At 69.4% G+C, this 20,929-nt stretch carries 17 protein-coding genes; 2 read left to right on the top strand and 15 right to left on the bottom strand.

Annotated elements, in window-relative coordinates:
* Positions 1 to 30: 30 nt before the first annotated feature.
* The 12 genes from fadD32 to ACFXGJ_RS02355 form a co-directional block, all read right to left on the bottom strand.
* On the bottom strand, positions 31 to 1,917 hold the full coding sequence (gene fadD32 / locus ACFXGJ_RS02410) for a long-chain-fatty-acid--AMP ligase FadD32 (RefSeq protein ID WP_378616096.1): 1,887 nt from the start codon (positions 1,915 to 1,917) through the stop codon (positions 31 to 33).
* 171 nt (positions 1,918 to 2,088) lie between these two features.
* Positions 2,089 to 3,081: an LLM class F420-dependent oxidoreductase gene (locus ACFXGJ_RS02405; RefSeq protein WP_378616094.1), complete on the bottom strand. Its 993-nt coding sequence runs from the start codon at positions 3,079 to 3,081 to the stop codon at positions 2,089 to 2,091.
* 81 nt (positions 3,082 to 3,162) lie between these two features.
* Positions 3,163 to 4,143, bottom strand: a complete 981-nt coding sequence (locus ACFXGJ_RS02400) for a cutinase family protein (RefSeq protein ID WP_378616092.1) — start codon at positions 4,141 to 4,143, stop codon at positions 3,163 to 3,165.
* Positions 4,144 to 4,149: 6 nt separating this feature from the next.
* Entirely contained in the window at positions 4,150 to 4,698 is a 549-nt protein-coding gene (locus ACFXGJ_RS02395; RefSeq protein ID WP_378616090.1) for a DUF732 domain-containing protein, read from the bottom strand.
* 167 nt (positions 4,699 to 4,865) lie between these two features.
* A complete protein-coding gene (locus ACFXGJ_RS02390) occupies positions 4,866 to 6,959 on the bottom strand; it encodes an alpha/beta hydrolase-fold protein (protein WP_378616088.1) in 2,094 nt (697 codons plus the stop codon).
* Positions 6,960 to 7,282: 323 nt separating this feature from the next.
* Positions 7,283 to 8,281 carry an alpha/beta hydrolase gene (locus ACFXGJ_RS02385; RefSeq protein WP_378616086.1) on the bottom strand — a complete coding sequence of 333 codons (999 nt, stop codon included), beginning with the start codon at positions 8,279 to 8,281 and terminating at the stop codon, positions 7,283 to 7,285.
* A gap of 297 nt (positions 8,282 to 8,578) precedes the next feature.
* Positions 8,579 to 10,426, bottom strand: coding sequence for a flagellar motor control protein ZomB (zomB, locus tag ACFXGJ_RS02380; RefSeq protein ID WP_378616211.1), 1,848 nt, complete (start codon positions 10,424 to 10,426; stop codon positions 8,579 to 8,581).
* Between the two features lie 34 nt (positions 10,427 to 10,460).
* Positions 10,461 to 11,366: a decaprenyl-phosphate phosphoribosyltransferase gene (locus ACFXGJ_RS02375; protein WP_378616084.1), complete on the bottom strand. Its 906-nt coding sequence runs from the start codon at positions 11,364 to 11,366 to the stop codon at positions 10,461 to 10,463.
* Positions 11,363 to 11,890, bottom strand: coding sequence for a phosphatase PAP2 family protein (locus ACFXGJ_RS02370; RefSeq protein ID WP_378616082.1), 528 nt, complete (start codon positions 11,888 to 11,890; stop codon positions 11,363 to 11,365). Before ACFXGJ_RS02370 ends, ACFXGJ_RS02375 begins: the two co-directional genes overlap by 4 nt.
* Before the next feature lie 13 nt (positions 11,891 to 11,903).
* Positions 11,904 to 13,823, bottom strand: coding sequence for a glycosyltransferase (locus ACFXGJ_RS02365; RefSeq protein WP_378616080.1), 1,920 nt, complete (start codon positions 13,821 to 13,823; stop codon positions 11,904 to 11,906).
* Positions 13,820 to 15,055 (bottom strand): UDP-galactopyranose mutase, encoded by a 1,236-nt coding sequence (gene glf / locus ACFXGJ_RS02360; protein ID WP_378616078.1) that lies wholly within the window; start codon positions 15,053 to 15,055, stop codon positions 13,820 to 13,822. Before glf ends, ACFXGJ_RS02365 begins: the two co-directional genes overlap by 4 nt.
* A 171-nt stretch (positions 15,056 to 15,226) precedes the next feature.
* A complete protein-coding gene (locus ACFXGJ_RS02355; protein WP_378616076.1) occupies positions 15,227 to 15,775 on the bottom strand; it encodes a MepB family protein in 549 nt (182 codons plus the stop codon).
* A gap of 119 nt (positions 15,776 to 15,894) precedes the next feature.
* Between ACFXGJ_RS02355 and ACFXGJ_RS02350 the strand changes: the two genes are divergently transcribed.
* Positions 15,895 to 16,647: a VIT family protein gene (locus ACFXGJ_RS02350; protein WP_378616074.1), complete on the top strand. Its 753-nt coding sequence runs from the start codon at positions 15,895 to 15,897 to the stop codon at positions 16,645 to 16,647.
* Between the two features lie 47 nt (positions 16,648 to 16,694).
* The gene (locus ACFXGJ_RS02345) at positions 16,695 to 17,339 is read left to right on the top strand and encodes a TetR/AcrR family transcriptional regulator (RefSeq protein WP_378616072.1); all 645 of its coding nucleotides are present in this window, start codon (positions 16,695 to 16,697) and stop codon (positions 17,337 to 17,339) included.
* A 21-nt stretch (positions 17,340 to 17,360) separates the two neighbouring features.
* Here ACFXGJ_RS02345 and ACFXGJ_RS02340 read toward each other — a convergent pair whose 3' ends face one another.
* From ACFXGJ_RS02340 to ACFXGJ_RS02330, 3 genes are all read right to left on the bottom strand, one after another.
* Complete coding sequence (locus ACFXGJ_RS02340; protein ID WP_378616070.1) at positions 17,361 to 18,788, bottom strand: lipase family protein; 1,428 nt, start codon at positions 18,786 to 18,788, stop codon at positions 17,361 to 17,363.
* A 117-nt stretch (positions 18,789 to 18,905) separates the two neighbouring features.
* The gene (locus ACFXGJ_RS02335; RefSeq protein WP_378616068.1) at positions 18,906 to 19,484 is read right to left on the bottom strand and encodes a TetR/AcrR family transcriptional regulator; all 579 of its coding nucleotides are present in this window, start codon (positions 19,482 to 19,484) and stop codon (positions 18,906 to 18,908) included.
* Positions 19,481 to 20,719 carry a cytochrome P450 gene (locus ACFXGJ_RS02330; protein ID WP_378616209.1) on the bottom strand — a complete coding sequence of 413 codons (1,239 nt, stop codon included), beginning with the start codon at positions 20,717 to 20,719 and terminating at the stop codon, positions 19,481 to 19,483. Before ACFXGJ_RS02330 ends, ACFXGJ_RS02335 begins: the two co-directional genes overlap by 4 nt.
* Positions 20,720 to 20,929: the final 210 nt, after the last annotated feature.

The following is a 20,929-nucleotide window of genomic DNA, read 5'->3' as shown; positions in this document are numbered from 1 at the left end:
CATCACGCTACCCGTCGGAAAGAAGTCGTCTTAGACGCTATCGGGGAAAGCGGTCTGCGTGTAACCACCACGGAGCGTTCCCTCGATGTATGCGGCCTTGCAGGCACGCCGCGCGATCTTGCCGCTCGACGTGCGCGGGATGGACCCCGCGGGCACGAGCAGCACGTCCCGAGCGGTGACGCCGTGACGGGTCGAGATCGCCGCGCGGACGGCGTCCGCGATCGGGCCCGGATCGGCCTTGCCGGCGCCGGGGGCGCGCTCGCCGACGATCACCAGCTGCTCGGACGCGTCGTCGGCGTCGAAGGTCAGGCCTGCACCCGCCTCGAACACCTCCTTCGGGAGCTGGTTCGCGGGCACCGCGAAGGCCGCGACGAATCCGGGCCGCAACGCGGTGCTCGCCTCCTGCGCGGTCCCCTCGAGATCCTGCGGGTAGTGGTTGCGGCCGTCGACGATCACCAGGTCCTTGACGCGGCCGGTGATGTACAGCTCGCCGTCCACGTACACGCCGTAGTCGCCGGTGCGCATCCAGTTCGAGTCCTCGGGCGCGCCGTCGGCGTGGCTGCCCTCGCCGATCGTCGAGATCAGCTTGTTGTGGAAGGTCTGCTCGGTCTCCTCGGGACGACCCCAGTAGCCCTGTCCCATGTTCTTGCCGTGCAGCCAGATCTCGCCGACGTGCTCGTCGGGGACCTCGGCGCCGGACTCGGCGTCGACGATGGCCGCCCACTGGCTGCGCGCGACGTAGCCGCACGACACCTGCGCGATGGCACCCGGCGCGTCCTTGTCGACCCTGACCATCCGACCGCGGTTCAGCTCGTCGCGGTCGACGTAGATGACCTTGGCCTCGTCGCTGTGCTTGGTGGACGAGACGAACAGGGTCGCCTCGGCCATGCCGTACGACGGCTTGATGGCGGTCTTCGGCAGCCCGTAGGGCCCGAACGCATCGTTGAACTTGCGCATCGACGAGGTGGTGACCGGCTCGCTGCCATTGATCAGGCCGATGACGTTGCTCAGGTCGAGGGTCTCGCCGTCCTTGGGCAGGCCGCGCGCGGCGGCGTGCTCGAAGGCGAAGTTCGGCGCCGCGGCGAAGGTGCCCGCGCCGTCGGTGATGGCGGCCAGCTCCTTGATCCAGCGGTAGGGACGCTGCACGAAGGCGCGCGGGCTCATGATGGTGATGTACTTGCCGCCGAGGGCGGGCAGGATCACCGTGAGCAGGCCCATGTCGTGGAACAGCGGCAGCCAGGTGACGCCCCGGGAGTCCGTGGTCAGTTCGATCGCGTCGACCATCTGCAGCGCGTTGGTGCCGACCGCTCGGTGCGTGATCTCCACGCCGGCCGGGACCCGGGTCGAGCCGGAGGTGTACTGCAGGTACGCGATGTCGTCGAGACCGATCTCGGGGTACACCCAGCTCTCGCCGACGGTGTCCGGGATGGCGTCGACGGCGATGATGCGCGGTCGTTCCGCCGCGGGCAGGTGACGGAACAGCTGGCGGACACCGGCGGCCGACTGCGTCGCGGTGAGGATCGCCGACGGCTTGCAGTCCCCGAGGACGGCGTACAGGCGGTCGCCGTGGCCGGGCTCGTCCGGGTCGAACAGCGGCACCGCGATGGTGCCCGCGTGCATGGCCGCGAAGAAGGAGATGACGTAGTCGAGACCCTGGGGGGCGAGGATGGCCACCCGCTCGCCGGGCTCGGTGACCTGCTGCAGGCGGGCCGCGACCGCGCGCAGGCGGTGGCCGAACTGATCCCAGGTGAGCTCCTGGACCTCGCCGTCGCGCTCCCGCGAGTAATCGATATATCGGTATGCCAGCTCGTCCGAGTTCTCCCGGGTGTGCCGTTCGACGTGGTCGACGAGGGTGCTACCCGGCATCAGCCGGATGTGTCCCGCTTCGTCGATGTAGTCATCGAAAGTCTGGTTCATACCTTCTCCTCCAAGGCAAGCCTGCGGTGTGACGTCGCGGCACCCGCGGGCTTCGTCCCCTGCTGCAGCGAGGGGTCGTGCAAATAGTGACTAGTGGCAATACGCAAGTCTCGTCTTGGTAACGATCTGCTTCGCACCCCAAACCAACAGAATGCTACAGATGCCCGCCTGTCATTCACCCTTGAGTTGGGTGATCACGGGGGCAAATGCTTCCATCTGCGTCGGGAAGATGCCGACGTACGACATCGACGTGCGATCTCGAACGGCCCTGATCTGATCGGCGATCTCCTCGTAGGTACCGAATGCCAGGTAGGGGGAGTTGAGGATGTCTTCCACGGTCAGTGTGACATCCACCTCTATGTTCGGCGGGTAGCCGTTGGCGAGCGCTGCCAGTGCCATCTCGGCCATGGCTTCGCGGTCGTCGGTGGGCATGATGGTGGTGATCGTCCAGTTCAGTTCGATGTCGTCGAACCTGTCACCGGCGGCCTCGCGGATCCGCTCGACCCGCGCGGCGGTCGCCTCCATGGTGATGCCGGACAGCAGCATCTTCCCGTCCTTGTTGCTGGGCGGTGCCAGGGAGATGATGTCCGCGTACTTCGCCGCCAACGCCAGCATCTTCGGTCCGCCGCCGCCGACGGCGATCGGCGGGCGCGGGCCCTGACGCGGTCGCGGACTGCCCTTGAGCCCGTTGATCTGGTAGTACTCGCCCTGGAAGTTGCACTCCTGGCCGCGCAGGAGCACGTCCAGGATCTCGAGGGACTCCGCGAGCTTCGCGATGCGCACCCCGGGACTGTCGTAGGCGATGCCGCCCTTGTCGAACTCTTCCTTCATCCAGCCGGCACCGATGCCCAGCTCCAGTCGCCCGCCCGACAGCACGTCGATCGTGGCGGCGTCCTTCGCGAGGACCGCGGGGTGCCGAAAACCGTTGGCCAGCACCGCGGTTCCGAGCCGGATCTTGTCGGTGGCGACGGCCAGCGCACCGAGGGCCGCGATCGGGCCGACCTGATTGCCCAGGTGGTCCGGAATCATGAAGCTGTCGTACCCGAGTTCCTCGGCCTTCTGAGCGAGCTTGACGAAGCGCCGGGCCCCGCCTTCCTCGGCATTACCCTCTCCGCCGGCGGCGAACCGGAACTTGCGCGGCGCTTTGGCGTCGGCGGAACTCATCGATCACTTCTCCTGAAATGGGGGCGCAGCGGTAGGGCAGGTGGCCAGTTGGCCACTCTATCGGGTCCGCACGGGTCGCCACTATTCGTGAGCGGGAACCGGCGCGGACCTGACCTTGTCGGCCGCCCAGTTTGTCATCCACTGAGTCGCCGTGGTGCCGTTTTGATCGACCACGAAGGTGTTGTACAGGGCATGCACAGGATTGTTGATGTACTCCCCCACCCGGGTGAGGCTGGCCAGCAGATTCGACGGCTTGAACGCATTCGGCGGGGCGTCGCAGATCCCGTCCGACGGCGCGCAGATCTGCACGGCGCGGTCTGCGAGCGCACCGAAACCGCCCGGCCGCGGACCGGTCATCGTGATGCCCGGAACCTGCAGCCCGTTCAGCGACAGTTCCGCGCCGACACCCGCCACCGACGGTCCGATGGTCGGAGCGGCGCTCGGATCACGCCGGCCGTCGGCGATGACCCCGACCCCGAGCACCAGATCCTGCGGGACTGGACCCTGGCCGGCACCGATTCTGGCGGCCACGTCTCCCGCGATCACCGCGCCCTGCGAGAAGCCGGTCAGCACGAAGCTGGTCAGCGGGCAGTTCGCGTGCATCTCGGCCATCACCGCGGTCGCCTTGGCCGTGCCCTCGCCGCGGCTCTTGTTGTAGGAGGTCTGACCGTCCGGCGGAAACGCGATCGGATTCGAGAACTGAGCCACGTACGGCACCGTGTACACCTGCGCCCGCTGCGGACCGAACTCGGCCTCCAGCGGACGAGTGATGTTGAGCATCAACGAGTTCGGGTTCGCGCTCGGGTTGAACGGATCGTCCTGCGCGCCGGATTCCCAGGTGCCCGGGATCGCGATCACCTGCACGTCCGGGCAGCTGGCGGGCTGCGCCGAGGGCCGCCCCGGCGTCGGCGGCGGGACGGGCGGCGGCTTGGGCACGCGCCCCGCAAGCAGGTACCACGCGACGAGCGCGGCCAACGCGACCAACAGCATCACGATGAGCACGATCAGCACGCGCAGGAACCTGCGACCGGTGGACGTCCGTCCCTTTCCCGCAGCAGCCATCGACGACTACTTGTTGCAGTACGTGGACTGCGCGGCGTCGATGTAGACCTTCGCCGCCTGGGCCGCCTGGTCCGCGCTCTGCGTGACGCCCGCGAGGGTGGCCTCGGCCCCCGCCATGCCGGTCACGTATGCCGTGATCTCGCCGTCGTCGACGTTGTTCGCCTTCGCCGAGCAGATGTAGTTGGCGGTCGAGATCGCGACGTCGCCGCTGCCCGCGGGCGCCACGCCACCCTTGCGGAGCGCGTCGAGGAACGCCTTGCCGCGGGCGTCGAGAGCGGGCGCCTCGGTCGGACCGGGGAAACCGCTCGGGACCGCCTGCGGGGTCTCCGGCGGCGCCGTCGCCGCCACGACGGGACTGGTGTACGGCGGCACCTCGATGCCGGTCGCCAGCGGCTGGGCCGTGGGCGATCCGGTGCCCTGAGCGGTGGTCAGGGTGGGGTTGCCGCTCGCCGTCGAGTCGTCACTGCCGCAACCGGCGAGCACGCCGACCGCGGCCGCGCTCAGCGCGCCGACGGCGATGGCCCTGGCCAGAGGGGTACGGGTGGAAATGCGCATGTGTGTCTCAGTCCTCTGGGTGTCAAAACGTGCTCGGCCGAGGGACTGTGATGACGTCCCGGCCGCGGTTCGGCTGGTCGGTGTCCAAGGGTACCGACGCTGACGGGCCGGGGACCTCGGCCGAGATTCCGGCCCGTCAGCTGCGGTGGACCCAGTGGGTGGTCGGCCTAGTGGATCTCCGCCCGTCCACCCACGAGCGTGATGTTCCCGAACTGGAAGTCCTGCTGGACGCCACCGGGGATCGGACGCTCGTCGCCGACCGGGAAGCCGAGGCGGCCGTTCTCGTAGTTCTGGCTACCCCACGCGTCGAAGATCGGGCCGTTCTTGATCGCCCAGGCCCCGCTGAGCGGGCTCCAGTAGATGTTGCCGCCCTCGAACCGGTTGAACCGGCCGCCGTCCTTGACGCCGATCTCACTGGTCTTCGGGAAGCCCAGCCAGCTGTTCTCGAAGCCCAGCTGTCCGTACTTGCCCATGATCAGGCCCTGCACCGCGTTGGTGCCGGTGGTCGGGCTGTAGTACATGGCACCGATCTCGAAGCCCTGCACCGCGCCGGGCTTGCCCGGGGTGTTCATCTCGTCCGCCACCGGGTAGCCGAGCGGACCGCGCTCCCAGCCCTGGCGCGACCATTCGTCGCGGATCGCGCCCCACACGGGGTGCGCACCGGTCTGCGGGGTCCAGTAGATCGACCCGTTCTGGAAGTGGTTGAAACGACCGCGACCGTCGGGGGCCTGCGATTCGCTGGTGGTCGGGAAGCCGAGCGGTCCGGCGGGACCGCCGGCGCCCTGGTACGCGCCGCCGATCATGCCCGCGACAACCTGTGCCCCGGTCCCGGGCGAGAAGAACACCCGACCGTTGCGGTAGTCCTGCGCGACGCCGCCCGCGATGCCGTACTCGCCGGTGACACAGCCACCGAGCCAGGGGTTGGCGTTCGCGACGCTCGCGATCGCCCCGCCGACCGAGCAGGCCGGCGCGCTGGCCTCGACGCCGAGGGCGTTGGCCACCTGCGGCCAGGCCTGGTGCATCTCGAACTGCCAGTACGGCCACGAGTGGGTGCCGGACGGGCGGTAGTTGACCTGCGCGGGGATGCCGAGCTTGTTCAGCTTGGTGGCAAAGGACTGCGAGGTCAGGCGGGACAGGATCTCGAGGCCCATGCCCGCGTAGTTGGTGGAGACGCCGGGGATGCCGGACGGCTGGTCGTAGGGACCGGTCATGCCGCTACCGCTGGAGATGTAGATGCTGACGCCCTTGAGCTTGTCCGCGTTGACGTACGGATCGTGGCCGGACCAGAGCGGGTTGCTCGGCGGACCCCACATCTTGTCGACGTTGTAGCCGCCCGCGTCGTTCATGGCGTATCGCAGCGCCTGCGGCATGCCAAGGGACGTCGTGCTCAGGTAGCCGGAGAACGAGCCCACGAACTTGAAGAAGCCGGGGTTGCGCTCGGCGAGGAACATCGCCGAGGTGCCGCCCATCGAGAGGCCGATGATGCCGCGCGTGCTGGTGGTGCGCAGGCTGTTCTCGAGGATCGGCGGAAGTTCCTTCGTCAGGAACGTCTCGAGCTGGTAGTTCTTGCCGTTGTCGGGCGCGAGCCAGTCGGAGTAGAAGCTGGACTGACCGCCGACCGGCAGGATCACGTTGACGTTCTTGTCCGCGTAGAAGCTCGCGGCGTCGGTCTCGATGGTCCAGCCGCTCTCGTCGTCGCGGGCGCGGAGGCCGTCGAGCATGTACAGCGCCGGGAAGGTCGCGTCCGGCTTGGCGTTCCAGTCCCGCGCCAGCAGCACCTGCACCTGGAAGGGCGCACCCATCGCCGGGGAGTCCACCCACAGCGCGACCCGGCGGTCGGTGATCCACTGGATCTTCGAGACACCGGGGATGGATTTCAGTGCCGTCGGCGCCGCGCGCATCGCCCGCGACTGCGGGGCCGCCACCGTGGTGGTCGGCTCGGCGGTCGTGGTGGTGGTGGTCGTCGTGGTGGTGGGGGCGGTGGTGGTGGTCGTCGTCTGCGCGGCGGTGGTCGTCGCCACCGCCGGGGCCGTGGTGGACTTCGCGGCGGGCGTGGTCGTCTTGACCGGCGCGAGGGTCTCTTCCGCGGGGGTGACCGCAGGCCGGGTGGTCGTCGTGGTCGCGGTCGCCGACGTGGTGGTGGTCGTCGCGTCGGGCGCGGCGAACGCCACCGCGGTCGCGGTGGTCAGGCCCGCCGCGGTCGGCAGGACCAGCGCGGCGGCCAGCAGGCGGGCCACCTGGCTACGGCGCCCGCTCGTCATTGCGCTCCCCCCGGGCCGTGTGCCCGGCTTCCTCAGTAGTGGTCGCATCTGACGAAGACTCTCTTTCTGCTTTCGGCCAGCTGACGGATCAACTCGGCACTTGGCTCTCGGCTTGCCCCCGACCCACGCGGGCGCCGTGCCGTGGCGCCTGACGCTCGTCGTTCTTTCTAACACGCTGGTCAGGTGGGACGCAGGTGACGCGCTGCGACCAATGGTGCATTTGTTACTGGGACCCGAATGGGCCCGAACCGCAGATGCCGCCCCGCGCGGCCGAGATCGGCGCGTGGGGCGGCATCGACGAATTCACATTCTTCGGTCCCTGATCAGTGCGCGTTCAGCGCGTCCAGGATCTGGTTCCGGGCCTTGAAGAGCTCCGCCGACCAGTACGGCCACGAGTGCGTGCCGTTGGACGGGAAGCTGTAGGTCGCGGGGATGCCGAGCGTGGCCATCCGGACCTGGAACGCGCGGGTGTTCACCAGCGCGAGGGCCTCGAGGCCCATGCCGTTGGCCGTGTTGTAGTAGTCGATCGGTGCGCGCGGGTGGTCGTACTCGCCCGGCAGACCGCTGGCCGAGGACACGTACAGCGACAGGCCCTTGAGCTGCGGCGCGAACACGAACGGATCGTTGCGCAGCCACGACTTGCTCCACGGCGGACCCCACATGGAGTCGACGTTGAAGCGACCGGCGTCCAGCATCGCGACGCGGATGGCCTCACGCATGCCCGGCGCCGAGATGTTCAGGTAGCCCGAGAGCGAGCCGGCGAACTTGAACTGGTCGCGGTGGTAGGCGGCCAGGGTCAGAGCGGCAGAGCCACCCATCGACAGGCCGAGCACACCGTTGTTGTGACGCGAGACGCCGCGGGTCTCCAGGTAGTCCGGGAGCTCCTTGGTCAGGAAGGTCTCCCACTTGTACGTGGACTTCTGGCCGTTGAAGTTCGACGGCGCCATCCAGTCGCTGTAGAAGCTGGACTGACCGCCGACCGGCATCACCAGGGTGACGTTGTCGTTGCGGTACTGGTCGAGCGCGTTCGTCTCGAAGGACCACGCGTTGCGGTCGTCGCGGGCACGCAGGCCGTCGAGCAGGTACAGCGCGGCGTTGCCACCGCGGGCTGCCCACTGAATCTGGACCTTGATCGGGCCCATCGACGAAGGCACCATGACCTCTTCGAAACCGCCCGACGGGGCGCGGTGCGCGACCGGTGCGGCGCCGGCGACGGCAGTGCCCGCAATACCAGCGGTCACGGGCAGGACGAGCGCTGCGGCCGAGAGGCCGAGGAGGCGTCGTTTGAGGTTCATCGCAAACCTCGGTCTGCCTATACGCATGAATACTGCTCTCTTTCTTCTCCTGCGGTGCCCGCGACTCCAACATTGGAAAGCGGCCCGGCGATCGTCGGTAAGCCACGAACCTGCCGACCCCCACGCAAGCGAGATCGGCAGTGGAACAAATCAAGGTCACACTGCGCTCGCTGGACTGTATGTCACGGCGAAGGCTCTGACAACCGGTGCCTCGGCCCCCGATCTTCATGATTCGAGGCTCGGTACCGAGGCGAGCACACCTGTCTATCGACTAGCCGACATCGTGCGTTACACAAATGAGATGTTCGTCCCACGCGGACTGTCCTACTTGGGCCTTTCCGGCGGAGGCGTGAGCCCGCAGCGCTCGATTTCGTACGCAGGAACTCGATCGATGCGGTACTCGGCGTAGTGGAACGCGCGCTTGAGATTGCGGATGAATAGCGGTCGGTTCAGTTCGCCTCGCGAGGACGCCAGCAACTCCTGGGTGTCCGGACAGGTCAACGCGACCTGAGCCTGCGCGACCCAGTTCTCGTCCAGGTACCAGGGCAGCCACGGATGCTGGTCGACCATGCCGGTGTCTGCGACCACCCAGTCCGGGTAGAGGGCCTTGTCGTGGCCGATCCGGCCGTCGCCGAGACGCGCCGTGTGCGCGGCCAGCGGGTAGGCCAACCCCATCTGGTCGATCACCTTCACGTCGAGCCCGACGTTCATGCTCGTCATGCCGAGGTTGAGGAAGTACACGGTGTGGCCGGCCCCGCCCTCGGGGATCGGCGCCGGCGGGGGCACGAGGTCCCAGTAGGTGTAGTAGGCCGCGGGCAGCAGCAGGCCACCGTCGGGAGTGTTGGCGATGGTCTCGACCATCGCCCGCATCCGCGGGTAGTCGAGGTAGTCCTCGGCCCGGATCGGGTGGGCGTGGCCGGTGTTGAGTACATAGAAGGCGCGTTCGTCGACGATGCCCGACTTGCCGACCACCGTGCCGTTCGGCATGCCCTGGGCGGTGGACGCGACGATCGCCCAGACCACCGTGACCAGCCACGCGACCGCGCCGGCGGCGAACAGGCCGGTCGCGGGGGTGCGGCCCCACTGGCCCCGCTGCGGCAGCCGGACCGGCAGCACCGCGATCGGCAGGATGAAACAGAACAGCACCGGCAGCAGCACCCGGCCGTGCATGAAGTCGCCGCCGACCCGCACCGAGTAGACGCCGAGCAACAGCGCGGTCACCAGGACCACCGCGACCACGGCGGCCGGACTGTGCAGCCGGGACTGCCAGTTGCTGTCCGTACGCTGCGCACCGCTCACCCGGAGGTGGCGCAGCAGCAGCCACCCGGCGTACCCGCCGAGCAGGAGCAGCGGCAGCAACAGCCAGTACGGCCCGACGAGATTCCACAGATAGGTGAAGCCCTGGCCCCACTTGGCGCCGCCGGCGTCCTTGGACACCGCGGTGTTGGGGTAGGGCAGTCCGTAGTAGCCCATTCGCCAGATCTGGTAGAGCACCGGGACCGCGCCCGCGACCGCGACGATCGCGACGCGCAGCTTCCAGCTGCCGGGGGCCAGGAAGATCAACAGGAGCGCCAGGCCGGACAGGATGACCATCTCGGGTCGTACCAGCGGCCCGAGGCCCGCGACGAACGCGAGGATCAGCACCGCGGTGGTGGTCGGCTCGCGTTGCGCCCAGCGCACCAACAGCACCCACACCAGGGCGATCCAGAAGATGACCAGACAGCTCTCGAGTCCGGAGGTGGCGAAGTCACGGGCCGGGGGCACCGCGATGTAGGCGAGCGCACCCGCGGGCAGCAGCAGCGTCCCTGCCGTTCCGCCGGTGCGGCGCCACAGCGAACCGGTCCCGACCATCGCCAGCGCGATCGCACCGCCGGAGAGCACCAGCGCGAGGGTGAGCACGACGTACTCGAGCCGAATGTGGGTGAGCCAGCCGAACGCGTAGACCAAGTAGGTCCACAGGGTGCTGGTGTTCGCCTCGACCCGCTCGCCCGCGTTGAACACCGGACCGTTGCCCGCGAGCAGGTTGCGGACGGTCCGGAGCACGATCAGGCCGTCGTCGGCGATCCACCGGCGCTGCCAACCGCCCCAGACGAACAGCGCAGCGGTCAGCACCACACCGCCGACGTACACCCAGCGCGCGGCCGAGGCGGAGACCGTCTCACGGTCGTCCACCCCGGCCGGGTCGGGGTTCGTCGAGCGGATCGCGTCAGGCGATGTAGACAGCGACACCCACCACTCCGATCCAGGCGATCGCGAGGAGTTGGAGTACACGGTCCCCCAGTGCGATCTCTTCCGGCTCCCCCGCCTCGCCGCCGTCGACGTCCACCGCGTACCGCAGGATCGCGATCGTGAACGGAATCATCGAGATCGCGAACCAGTTGCTGGCGTGCGCCCGGTCCTGTTCGAACGCCCACAGTCCGTAGCAGATCACCACGGCCGTCGCGGACAGCGTCCACACGAACCGCAGGTAGGTGGCGGTGTAGTACTCGAGCGACTTACGGATCTTGGCGCCGGTCCGTTCGGCCAGCTGCAGCTCCGCGTAGCGCTTGCCCGCCGCCATGAACAGCGAACCGAACGCCATGATCAGCAGGAACCACTGCGACAGCGGGATCTCGGCGGCCACACCACCGGCGATCGCGCGCAGCAGGAAGCCCGAGGACACGATGCAGATGTCCAGCACGGCCTGGTGCTTGAGCCCGAAGCAGTAGGCGAGCTGGATGGCGATGTAGACCGCCATCACGACCGCGAGCTGCCAGTTGGCGACGAAGGAGAGCCCGATCGAGCCGGCGAGCAGCACGACGGCCATCGCGTAGGCGAGCCCCACCGGCAGGACGCCAGCCGCGATCGGCCGGAATCGCTTGGTGGGGTGCGCGCGGTCCGCCTCGACGTCCATCGCGTCGTTGACGAGGTAGATGCCGGACGCGGCCATGCAGAACACCACGAAGGCCAGCGCGACCGGCAGGAGCACGTCGGCCTCGGTCACCGAGCCGGCGGCCAGCGGAGCGGCCAGCACCAGGACGTTCTTCACCCACTGCCGGGGGCGGAGGGCCTTGACGATCCCGCTGGCCAGCGACTTCGGCGGACCGGTGACCTCGGACGGGTGCTCGCTCATTTCTCTCCACATTTCTGTTCGGCCCGCAGCACTACTGCGGCCGAGACTGCGCCCAGGGCGGATCCGGCAAGCACATCGGTCGGGTAGTGCACCCCGAGCACGAGCCGCGAGAGCAGCATGGGGGGCACCAGCACCGCGGGCAAGGGTAGCCCGGTGAGCCGACCGAGCAGTACGGCGGCGGCGGTGGTGGACGTCGCGTGCGAGGACGGGAAGCTCAGCTTGCTCGGCGTCGAGACGTTCACCTGCACCGAGGGGTCGTTGGGGCGCGGGCGCCGCACGACACGCTTGATCACGATCGACGCCGCGTGCGCGCCGACCGCGCCGACCGCGACGCCTGCCCACTGCCGCCGGCGGGGACGGTCCAGCGCGGCGCCGAGGCCCGCGATCGCGACCCAGCCGAGCGCGTGCTCGCCGAAATGCGACATCCCGCGGGCAGCCGCGATCACGCCCGGCTGCGCACCGACGGTCGCCTGGACCAGGTTGAGGATCTTCACCTCGGCCGCGGACTCGGCGGGACCGGTCACCAATGCGGTTCCGTCAGGCCTTGTACTCGAAGACACTCTCCCACCTCTCCTTGCTGGTCAGCGACGGCACCGCGGCCGCGTACTCGCCCTTGAGCTCCGGGAACCGGGCGGCCAGCTCGCGGCGCAGCCGGAGGGCCTCCTTCAGCAGGGCCAGGGCCTGCCGCGGATCGCGCTTGCGGTAGACCACGCCGCGGCCGTCGGCGGTGGTGACGGTGACGCCGTCGACCTGCGACAGCAGGAACCAGCGGGCGTCGAGCGTCGGGACGTTCAGCTGCGGACGCTCGTGATGCTCCTCGTGCGCGGGCTTGACGTTGTGCACCAGACCCTTGGCGAGGCGGACGATCTTCGCGAGCGGACCGTGCGGCTCGCCGACCGCACCGACCTCCGCGCCGGAGGGCAGCGGCAGGCTGGTCGAGGACGGCAGCACGACGGCGTCCGGGTACTCCTTACGCATCGCGTGCACCTGGCCGAGCGCGGTCGGCAGCTGCGCGGCGATGTGCTCGGGACCCGCGAGGAAGTCGGCGATGGCCCGGTTCTGGATGGCCACGGTCGAGTACTCGAGGCACAGCAGGTGCTTGACCGTGGCCTTGACGGTGTCGAGCACGAGGCCGCGACCGTTGCCCGGCATGTGCAGGGCTGCGACCACCAGGCGGTTGCGCAGGTGGAAGTAGGCCTGCCAGTCGATGGCGTCGTCCTTGTCGGACCACGCCATGTGCCAGATCGCGGCGCCCGGCATGGTCACCGTCGGGTAGCCGGCGGCCTTGGCGCGCAGGCCGTACTCGACGTCGTCCCACTTGATGAACAGCGGCAGCGGCTGCCCGATCTCCTCGGCGACCTGGCGCGGGATCATGCACATCCACCAGCCGTTGAAGTCGACGTCGATGCGCCGGTGCAGCAGCTTCGAGTTCTCCCGGTCGCTGAGCGGGTGCTCCGAGAAGTCATGGTCGTACTCGACGTTCGGCGCCGCGGACCACATGAAGATGCCGCGGTTGATCGCCTCGCCCATGGTGTGCAGGTGGCTGCGCTCCTGCAGGTTCAGCATCTGCCCGCCGACCAGCATCGGGGACTTCGCGAACCGGGACATGGCCAGCGCACGCAGGATCGAGTCCGGCTCGATCTCGATGTCGTCGTCCATGAACAGGATGTGCTCGCACGAGGTGGTCTTCAGCGCCTCGTACATGACGCGGCTGTAGCCGCCGGAACCGCCGAGGTTCGCCTGGTCGTGGATCGCGAGCCGGTCGCCGAGCCCCGCGGCGGCCTCGGCGAAGCCGGGCTCGTCGCGCACCTTGCGGGTGCCCTGGTCGGGAATGATGACGGCGTCGATCGCGCCGAGCACCAACGGGTCCGAGCCGAGCGCGGTCAGCGCCTTGACGCAGTCGGTGGGGCGGTTGAAGGTCGGGATACCGACCGCGACCCGGCCCGCGCCCGGCGCCGCGACCGGCGCGTACCAGCCGGCAGCCTCGAGCACCACGTCGGTGTCGGAGGTGACGTCGAACCAGATCCAGCCGCCGTCCTCGAACGGGGCCAGCTCCACCTCGAACTCGATGGCGGCGTCGCCGTCCTCGAACTCCTTGCCCTCCACGTGAATTCGCGAGGCGTCGGCCTTCGAGCGGTACACGTCGACGCGGCCGTGCCCGGACAGTTCCAGGCGCAGCACCACCGACGTCAGCACGCTCCAGCGGCGCCAGTAGCTGGCCGGGAACGCGTTGAAGTAGGTGCAGAACGACACCTCGGACTCGCTGCCGATGGCGAGCGAGGTGCGCGAGGTCGAGTGCGCACGCCTGGCGTTGGTCGCGGACTCCTCCAGGTAGAGGGTCCGCACGTCCAGCGGCTCGCCGGGCCGGGGCAGGATCACCCGCTGCAGCAGCGCCTTGCCCCGCAACTCGACCTCGTCGAACAGGGTGTCCTGCTCGATCAGGTGCCGGGGGGTCACGCGCCGGCCCCGTTGCCTTCGTTCCCGTTACCCAGCGGCGTGCCGGACTCGAGGTGCGGGCGGAGCGTGTTGTCGAACATGCTCAGCGCGCTCGCGATGGCCATGTGCATGTCGAGGTACTGGTACGTGCCCAGGCGGCCGCCGAAGAGCACCTTCCGCTCCGCGGTCTCCTGCTTGGCACGAGCCCGGTAGGCGTCGAGCTTGGTGCGGTCCTCCGGGGTGTTGATCGGGTAGTACGGCTCGTCCTCGGACTCGGCGAACCGCGAGAACTCGCGCATGATCACCGTCTTGTCGGCCGGGTACTCGCGCTCGGGGTGGAAGTGCCGGAACTCGTGGATGCGGGTGTACGGGACGTCCGCGTCGTTGTAGTTCATCACCGGGGTGCCCTGGAAGTCACCGGTCGGCAGCACCTCGGTCTCGAAGTCGAGGGTGCGCCAACCCAATTCGCCGTCGGCGTAGTCGAAGTAGCGGTCCAGCGGACCGGTGTAGACGACCGGCGCGTCGGGGCTGGCGGCGCGCAGCTCGTCACGCACGTCGAACCAGTCGGTGTTCAGCCGGACCTCGACGAGGTCGTCCTTCGCCATGTTCTCGAGCCACGCCGTGTAGCCGTCGACCGGCAGTCCCTCGTAGGTGTCGTTGAAGTAGCGGTTGTCGAAGGTGTACCGCACCGGCAGCCGGGTGATGTTGCCGGCCGGCAGGTTCTTCGGGTCGGTCTGCCACTGCTTGGCCGTGTAGTCGCGCACGAACGCCTCGTACAGGGGGCGGCCGATCAGCGAGATCGCCTTCTCCTCGAGGTTGGTCGCGTCCTTGCTGTCGATCTCGGCGGACTGCTCGGCGATCAACGCGCGCGCCTCGTCCGGGGTGTAGTACTTCCCGAAGAACTGCGAGACCAGGCCCAGACCCATCGGGAACTGGTACGACTGGCCCTTGTGCATCGCGAAGACGCGGTGCTGGTAGCCGGTGAACTCGGTGAACTGGGTGACGTAGTCCCAGACCCGCTTGTTCGAGGTGTGGAAGAGGTGCGCGCCGTACTGGTGCACCTCGATGCCGGTCTCGGGCTCGGCCTCGGAGTAGGCGTTGCCGCCGATGTGGTGGCGCCGGTCCAGCACCAACACCCTCTTGCCCAGCTGGGTCGCGGCCCGCTCGGCGATGGTCAGTCCGAAGAAACCGGAACCGACGATGATCAGGTCGTACTGGCCGGAGGTCGCGGAGCCTGGGGTATCAGAGGTCACGGGCAACCAGGGTATCCGACACGACAGTCGGCGCTGATCGGACGCCCGGCGCCGTACCGGAAGCCGCGTTCGGCGTTTTCCCGCCGCACGTCGCGGGCGAAGGTGAGGCCGGTGAGACCGCCGCGGTTCGCGAGAAACCCACTGGTCGGTGACGTACGTCTCGATCGAGAGTTACGGGTGGTGCAGCGCCCGCGCCCGGGCGGCGTCCACCCGGCGGCCCACGGGAATCGGCAGGAAGTGCTCCAGCTGCCAGGTCTGCGTGGCGCCGGCTTGACGACTGCTCGTCGTCACCCACGGCGGGTAGACGCGGATCGCCCGCTTGCCACCCGCGCCCGCCCGCGAGAGCACGCCGCGCTCGCGCAGCACCTCACGGGAGAACACGAACTGACCGAAGTGGTCGCCGTCGCGGCAACTGACGACGAACAGGTCGACGGGGTCAGCGGCGTCGAAAGGCGCGATGGGGCCAGGCCCGGGCCGCTTCCACAGCGTCACGAACTGCCCGACCTTCGTCGGCGTCGTCTTGGCGACGCGGTACCGGACCGACCGCCCGTCGAGGGCGAACTCGTACGCCCCGTACGCCGCGCCCTCCGGCTCGGGCACCAGCTGCGAACAGACGAACCCGCAGGGGTCGTACAGCCGCGTCTTCGCCGCCAGCAGGTCGGCGTGGACCCCGGGCCAAGACGGCGGATCCGGGTCGTCGCGCGTGACGGGGTAGGTCATGGTCGTCCTCGTTTCGTCGGTGGGCGGCGCCCTGTCTCCGTGGCGGAGCGCCGCGCCCGACCACTTCGGACAGCCTTGCATTGCTGGTCGGCATCGCGCACGAGCGTTAGCGTTCGGCCATGGAATCCCAGAAGCGGCCGATCCACGAACGAGTCCAGGCCGAACCCGCGGGACACCCCGACGAACCGCACGGTCAGGGCCTGTCCGCGAAGCTGAACTGGCTGCGCGCGGGGGTGCTCGGCGCCAACGACGGCATCGTGTCCACCGCCGGACTGGTGGTCGGCGTCGCGGCCGCGACCACCGAACGCGGCCCCATCTTCACCGCGGGGGTGGCGGGCCTCGCGGCGGGCGCGGTGTCGATGGCCCTGGGCGAGTACGTGTCGGTGAGCACCCAGCGCGACACCGAACGGTCCCTGCTGGCGAAGGAACGCACCGAGCTGGCCGAGACGCCCGCGGCGGAACTGGCCGAGCTGGCCGGACTGTACGAGGCCAAGGGCCTCTCGCCCGCGACCGCGATGACGGTCGCCAAGGAGCTGACCGAGCACGACGCGTTCGCCGCGCACGCCGACGCGGAGCTGGGCATCGACCCGAACGAGCTCACCAACCCGTGGCAGGCGGCCGGGTCGTCGGCGGTCTCGTTCACCATCGGCGCGCTGTTGCCGCTGATCGCGATCCTGGTCACACCCGCGACCGTCCGGATCCCGGTCACCTTCGTCGCCGTGCTGGTCGCGCTGGCGCTGACCGGCAGCATCAGCGCCCGCCTCGGCGGGTCGGATCGGGGCCGGGCGGTGCTGCGGGTGGTGCTCGGCGGCGCGCTGGCGATGGTCGTGACGTACGCCATCGGTCAGCTGTTCGGCGGCGTCGCCGGCTGATTCGAGCCCGATCGAGACCGGTGCGGCCCGGCGGTAGGCTCGGGCCCGTGTCAACGCCGGAATCGACCCGGAACTACGGCGGCCGGTCGGTTGCGGACCGGCGGGCCGATCGACGCGTGCGGTTTCTCGACGCGGCCCTGACCGTGTTCGCGACCAAGTCCTACGCCAACAGCACGATCAGCGACATCTGCGCCGGGGCCGGGCTGTCGCGGCGGCAGTTCTACGAGGAGTTCGGCGGCCGCCAGGAAGTCCTCGTCGCGCTCTACGACGAGATCCAGCGGGACGCGGGCGCCGCGATCGCGGCCGGTTTCGAATCCGCGTCCCCGGCCGACCTGTGGCAGGCCGCGTCCACGGTGATGACCGCCTACGTCACCTCCATCGGCACCGACGCCCGGCGCGCGAAGATCGCGTTCGTCGAGATCGTCGGCGTCAGCGAAGAGGTGGAGCGGCACCGCTTGGCCCAGCGCGCACAGTGGGGCGTGGTGTTCGAGAGTCTGCTGGGACAGCTCGTCGGCGCCGACGTGCACCCACCCGGCGGTTACGAGATGTCGGCGACGGCCTTCATCGGTGCCGTGAACGGGCTGGTCCACCAGTGGAGTATCACCGAGCCGCGGCCACCGGTCACCGATCTCGTGGAGGTCCTGAGCACCATCCTGGTGGCGCTGGTCAGCGAGCGCCCCACCGCCCGCTGACCAGTTGGTGTGCTCGACCGCTCAGCCCTGAGCGCCGATCGCCTTGCCGAACAGGCCGGCCAGCACCTCCCCGACCGCGGCGGTGAACGTCGGCCAGGTCGACTGGTCGAGGGCCATGGACCCGACGTCGCGGGTCGAACAACCCGGCTCGGCGGGCACCCCGTCCATCCGGTCCTTCAGCCACAGCAGCGCGCTCGGCGCCCCGATCGCCCCGAGCGAGAGGTGCTCGCTGGCGTGGTCGCGGGTGTACCGCACCCGCGCCGACGGGTCCTTGCAGTAGGTGTCGACGAGGGTGTTCACCTGCCCGACCGGGACGATCCAGTCGGGATTGGACTGGTAGACGAACATGGGCGCCGTCGGCACGGTCTTGCCCATGCGGGTCCGGTCGATCACGGATCGCACCGCCGGCTCGTCGAGGGGATCACCGGGCACGTCGAGCAGGCCCTTGTTGTTCACGAACGGCACCAGCGCGGCCTGGTAGGCGACACACAGCGGGTTCTTGGCCGCGATCAGCGCGCGTCCGAGCGGGTTCATCTTCTGGTCGAGGAACTGCTGGAACTCCGGGTACTCCCGGCCGAGACCGATCACGGCCCCGAGCACCAGCCCGGACGGTGCCGCATTGTTCGCGTTGTTCAGGAGCACGCTCAGGTCCGCCGGCACGCCGCCCTCCGCAACCCCGACGAGGTCGATCTCGGGGGCATAGGTGGGCTGCAACTCGGCGGCGTGCCCGGTCGCGATCGCCCCGCCCGAGTAGCCCCACATTCCGACTCGGGTCTGCGCGCCCGGGAGCCCGAGCGGTTCGAACCGTTCCGCGGCCCGGACACCGTCGAGGGCGAGCCGGCCGCCGAGCGGGCCGGCAGCGTACGCGGAGTTCGGACCCTGGTAGTCGGGCACCGAGACCGCCCACCCCTGCGCCAGCGCGGTCTGCACTTCCAGGAACTCGGCGGAGACGATCTGCGATCCGGTGACCAGAGTCGGCACAGAGCCGAGTTGCATGGCGTACGAGGGCGCGCAGTACTGGGCGGTCGCGTCCTCCGCGATCTGGAACGAGACGAGCTTGCCGACGCCGTCGCGGGCCGGGCCGCGCGGCTCGAGCACCGTCGTGACCGCGGCGACGGGCTCGCCGCGGGTGTTGGTGGATCGGTAGGACAGCTGCCAGGCGTCGACGTTGACCGGGATCGCACTGAGGTTGGCGACGTTCACCGCCCGCGCCGCGATGATCTCGCCCGGCTGCAGGGACTGGTACGCCGACACCGGCGGCGAGTAGAACGCGGGATCCATCTCCGGCGGGCTCGGGGGTACCGGGAACGGCAGCGGGGGCTGCACCGCGACGTCGGACCGGTCCACCGGTGCGGCGACCGCCGCACCCACCCCTGTCGTGACCGACAGGACGACCGCCGCCACCGCGCCACCCACCTGTGTCAGCCGTCGTCGTCGCACTGTCCGCATCGATGTCCCCCGCCGGATCAAAGTGAGACCTTGTCGTCTCACTTTCTGCGAGGAGAGGTTACAGATGTGACCCGGGTCGCACAATCCCTTCGAGGCGGGGTCCGCGCGGGGCCGATCTCAGCCGGGCGCCAGGAGCACCGGGACGACGAACTGCTCGATCATGGACCGCTCGTCCGCCTCGTCCGCGCCGGGAACGGTGAGCAGCGACACGATCACCCGCACCAACCACCTTGCGCGACGAGATACTTCGCCGTCGTCGCCGCCGGGCGCATCGGCCAGGAAGGTGGTTCCGAGCACCTCGATCACCTCCGAGGTGCTCGCCAGTTCGGAAGCAATGCCCGCGTCACCCAGCCCGAACCACGCCGCCAACGTCGGCGTCCGCCGTACCCCTCGAACCGCGGCCAGGGTGGCCTCGGTGATTCGTTCCGCCGGGTCGGCGATCCCCTCGACCTCTGCGGCGACACGCTCACCGAGCCGCAACGCCTCGCGGTGCACGAAGGCCAGGTGCAGGGCGCGGCGGCTGTCGAAGTAGCGGTACAGCGTGGCGCGCGAACACCCCGCGGCCTTCGCGACCTCGGCCATACCGGTGGTCGCGACGCCGCGCTCGACGAAGAGCTCCGCGGCCGCGTCGAGTATCTTCTCGGCCGCGATCTCGGTCCGCTCGTCCCGTAGCCAGGACGCGGCCGGTGCGCTCACAGCCCGGTCACCGAGAACGGCACGTGAGTGGGCCTGCGGACGTAGTTGCCCCCGGCGTACTCGATGCCGTCGACGTCCACCGTGAAGTCGGGGCAGCGGGCCAGCAGCTCCTCGAGTGCGACGCGCGCCTGCATCCGAGCCGCCGCGGCACCGAGGCAGTGGTGGCTCCCGTGACTGAAGGTCATGATCTGGCGCGGCGCCCGCAGGACGTCGAGTTCCTCCGAGTTCGGCCCGTAGGCGCGGGGGTCGCGGTTCGCGGAACCATAGGCCAACAACACCTTTCGACCCGCCGGCACCGTGACACCCTCGATCGCGACGTCCCGTGTCGTGGTGCGCGCGAGGCCCTGCACCGGGGACGTCAGCCGCAGCAGTTCGTCGACGGCGTCGGGGATGCGAGCCGGATCCTCGAGCAGCAGCGCGCGCTGGTCCGGACGCTCGGTGAGCAGCGCCGACGAACCGCCGAGCATGCCGGTGGTGGTGTCGTTGCCGCCGGTGACCATGGTGAAGGCGAAGCCGAGGATGGACAGGATCCCGGAGATGTCGCCGTCCGCGCCGATCCCCGCCGCCACCAGGTGCGAGATGGTGTCGTCACCCGCGTCGCCCGACGCCGCCTCGGCGCGACGCCGCTCGATCAGCCCGCCGAAGTACCCCATCAGCTCGCCCACCGCATTGGCCGCCTCGAGCGGATCGCCGTTGGCATTGGCCGCGACGATGGCCTCGGTCCAGCCGTCGAACTGACCGCGGTCCTCCTCCGGCACGCCCAGGTAGTGCGCGACCACCATGCTCGGCAGCGGCTTGAACAGCTCGGTCACGATGTCGCCGCCGCCCGCCGAGCGCAACCCCTCGATCCGCTCGACGACGAACTCGCGGACCGCCGGCTCCACGGCCTCGACCTGTCGCGGGGTGAAGCCCCGGGCGACGAGCTTGCGGAAGTCGGTGTGCTTCGGGGGGTCGAGCATCACGAGCGGCGGGTTGTCCGCGAGCCCGATCTTCTCGAGTTCGCCGTACGTGGTGGTCAGACCGTCGGCGGAGGAGAAGGTCTCGTGGTCGCGGGCGGCGGCGAACACGTCGGCGTGCCGGGTGAGCACCCAGTAGTCGGCGGCCGGATCGCCCGCGGGGACCACATGATGCACGGGGTCGTGGTCGCGCAGGTCCGCGTACATGCCCCAGGGGTCGCGCCAGGTCTCACCGGAACGCGGCACGTACGCCGCCGGTCCAGACATCGTCGTCGTCATGTGTCGAGCGTGAGACAGATCGGCGAAGTTGTCAACGGTGCGCCACCCCGGCCCGGGGAGGCCGGGCGCCCGCGACGACCCGGACGTGGACACGCGGGTGTCGAGCCAGTGCTCCTCCACCGCCACCTCGGTCGGCGCGACCGCGATCGAGTCGTCGGGCCTGCGCTGGAGTTCACCGGCCTGGACCTCGAACCGGCCCTCCGCCAGGAC

Origin of the sequence: Rhodococcus sp. NPDC059234 (assembly GCF_042754225.1) — a bacterium.
GTDB lineage: Bacteria > Actinomycetota > Actinomycetes > Mycobacteriales > Mycobacteriaceae > Rhodococcus_G.
Note: the sequence above shows the minus strand (reverse complement) of the source record. Positions and strands in the feature narration are given on the sequence as shown.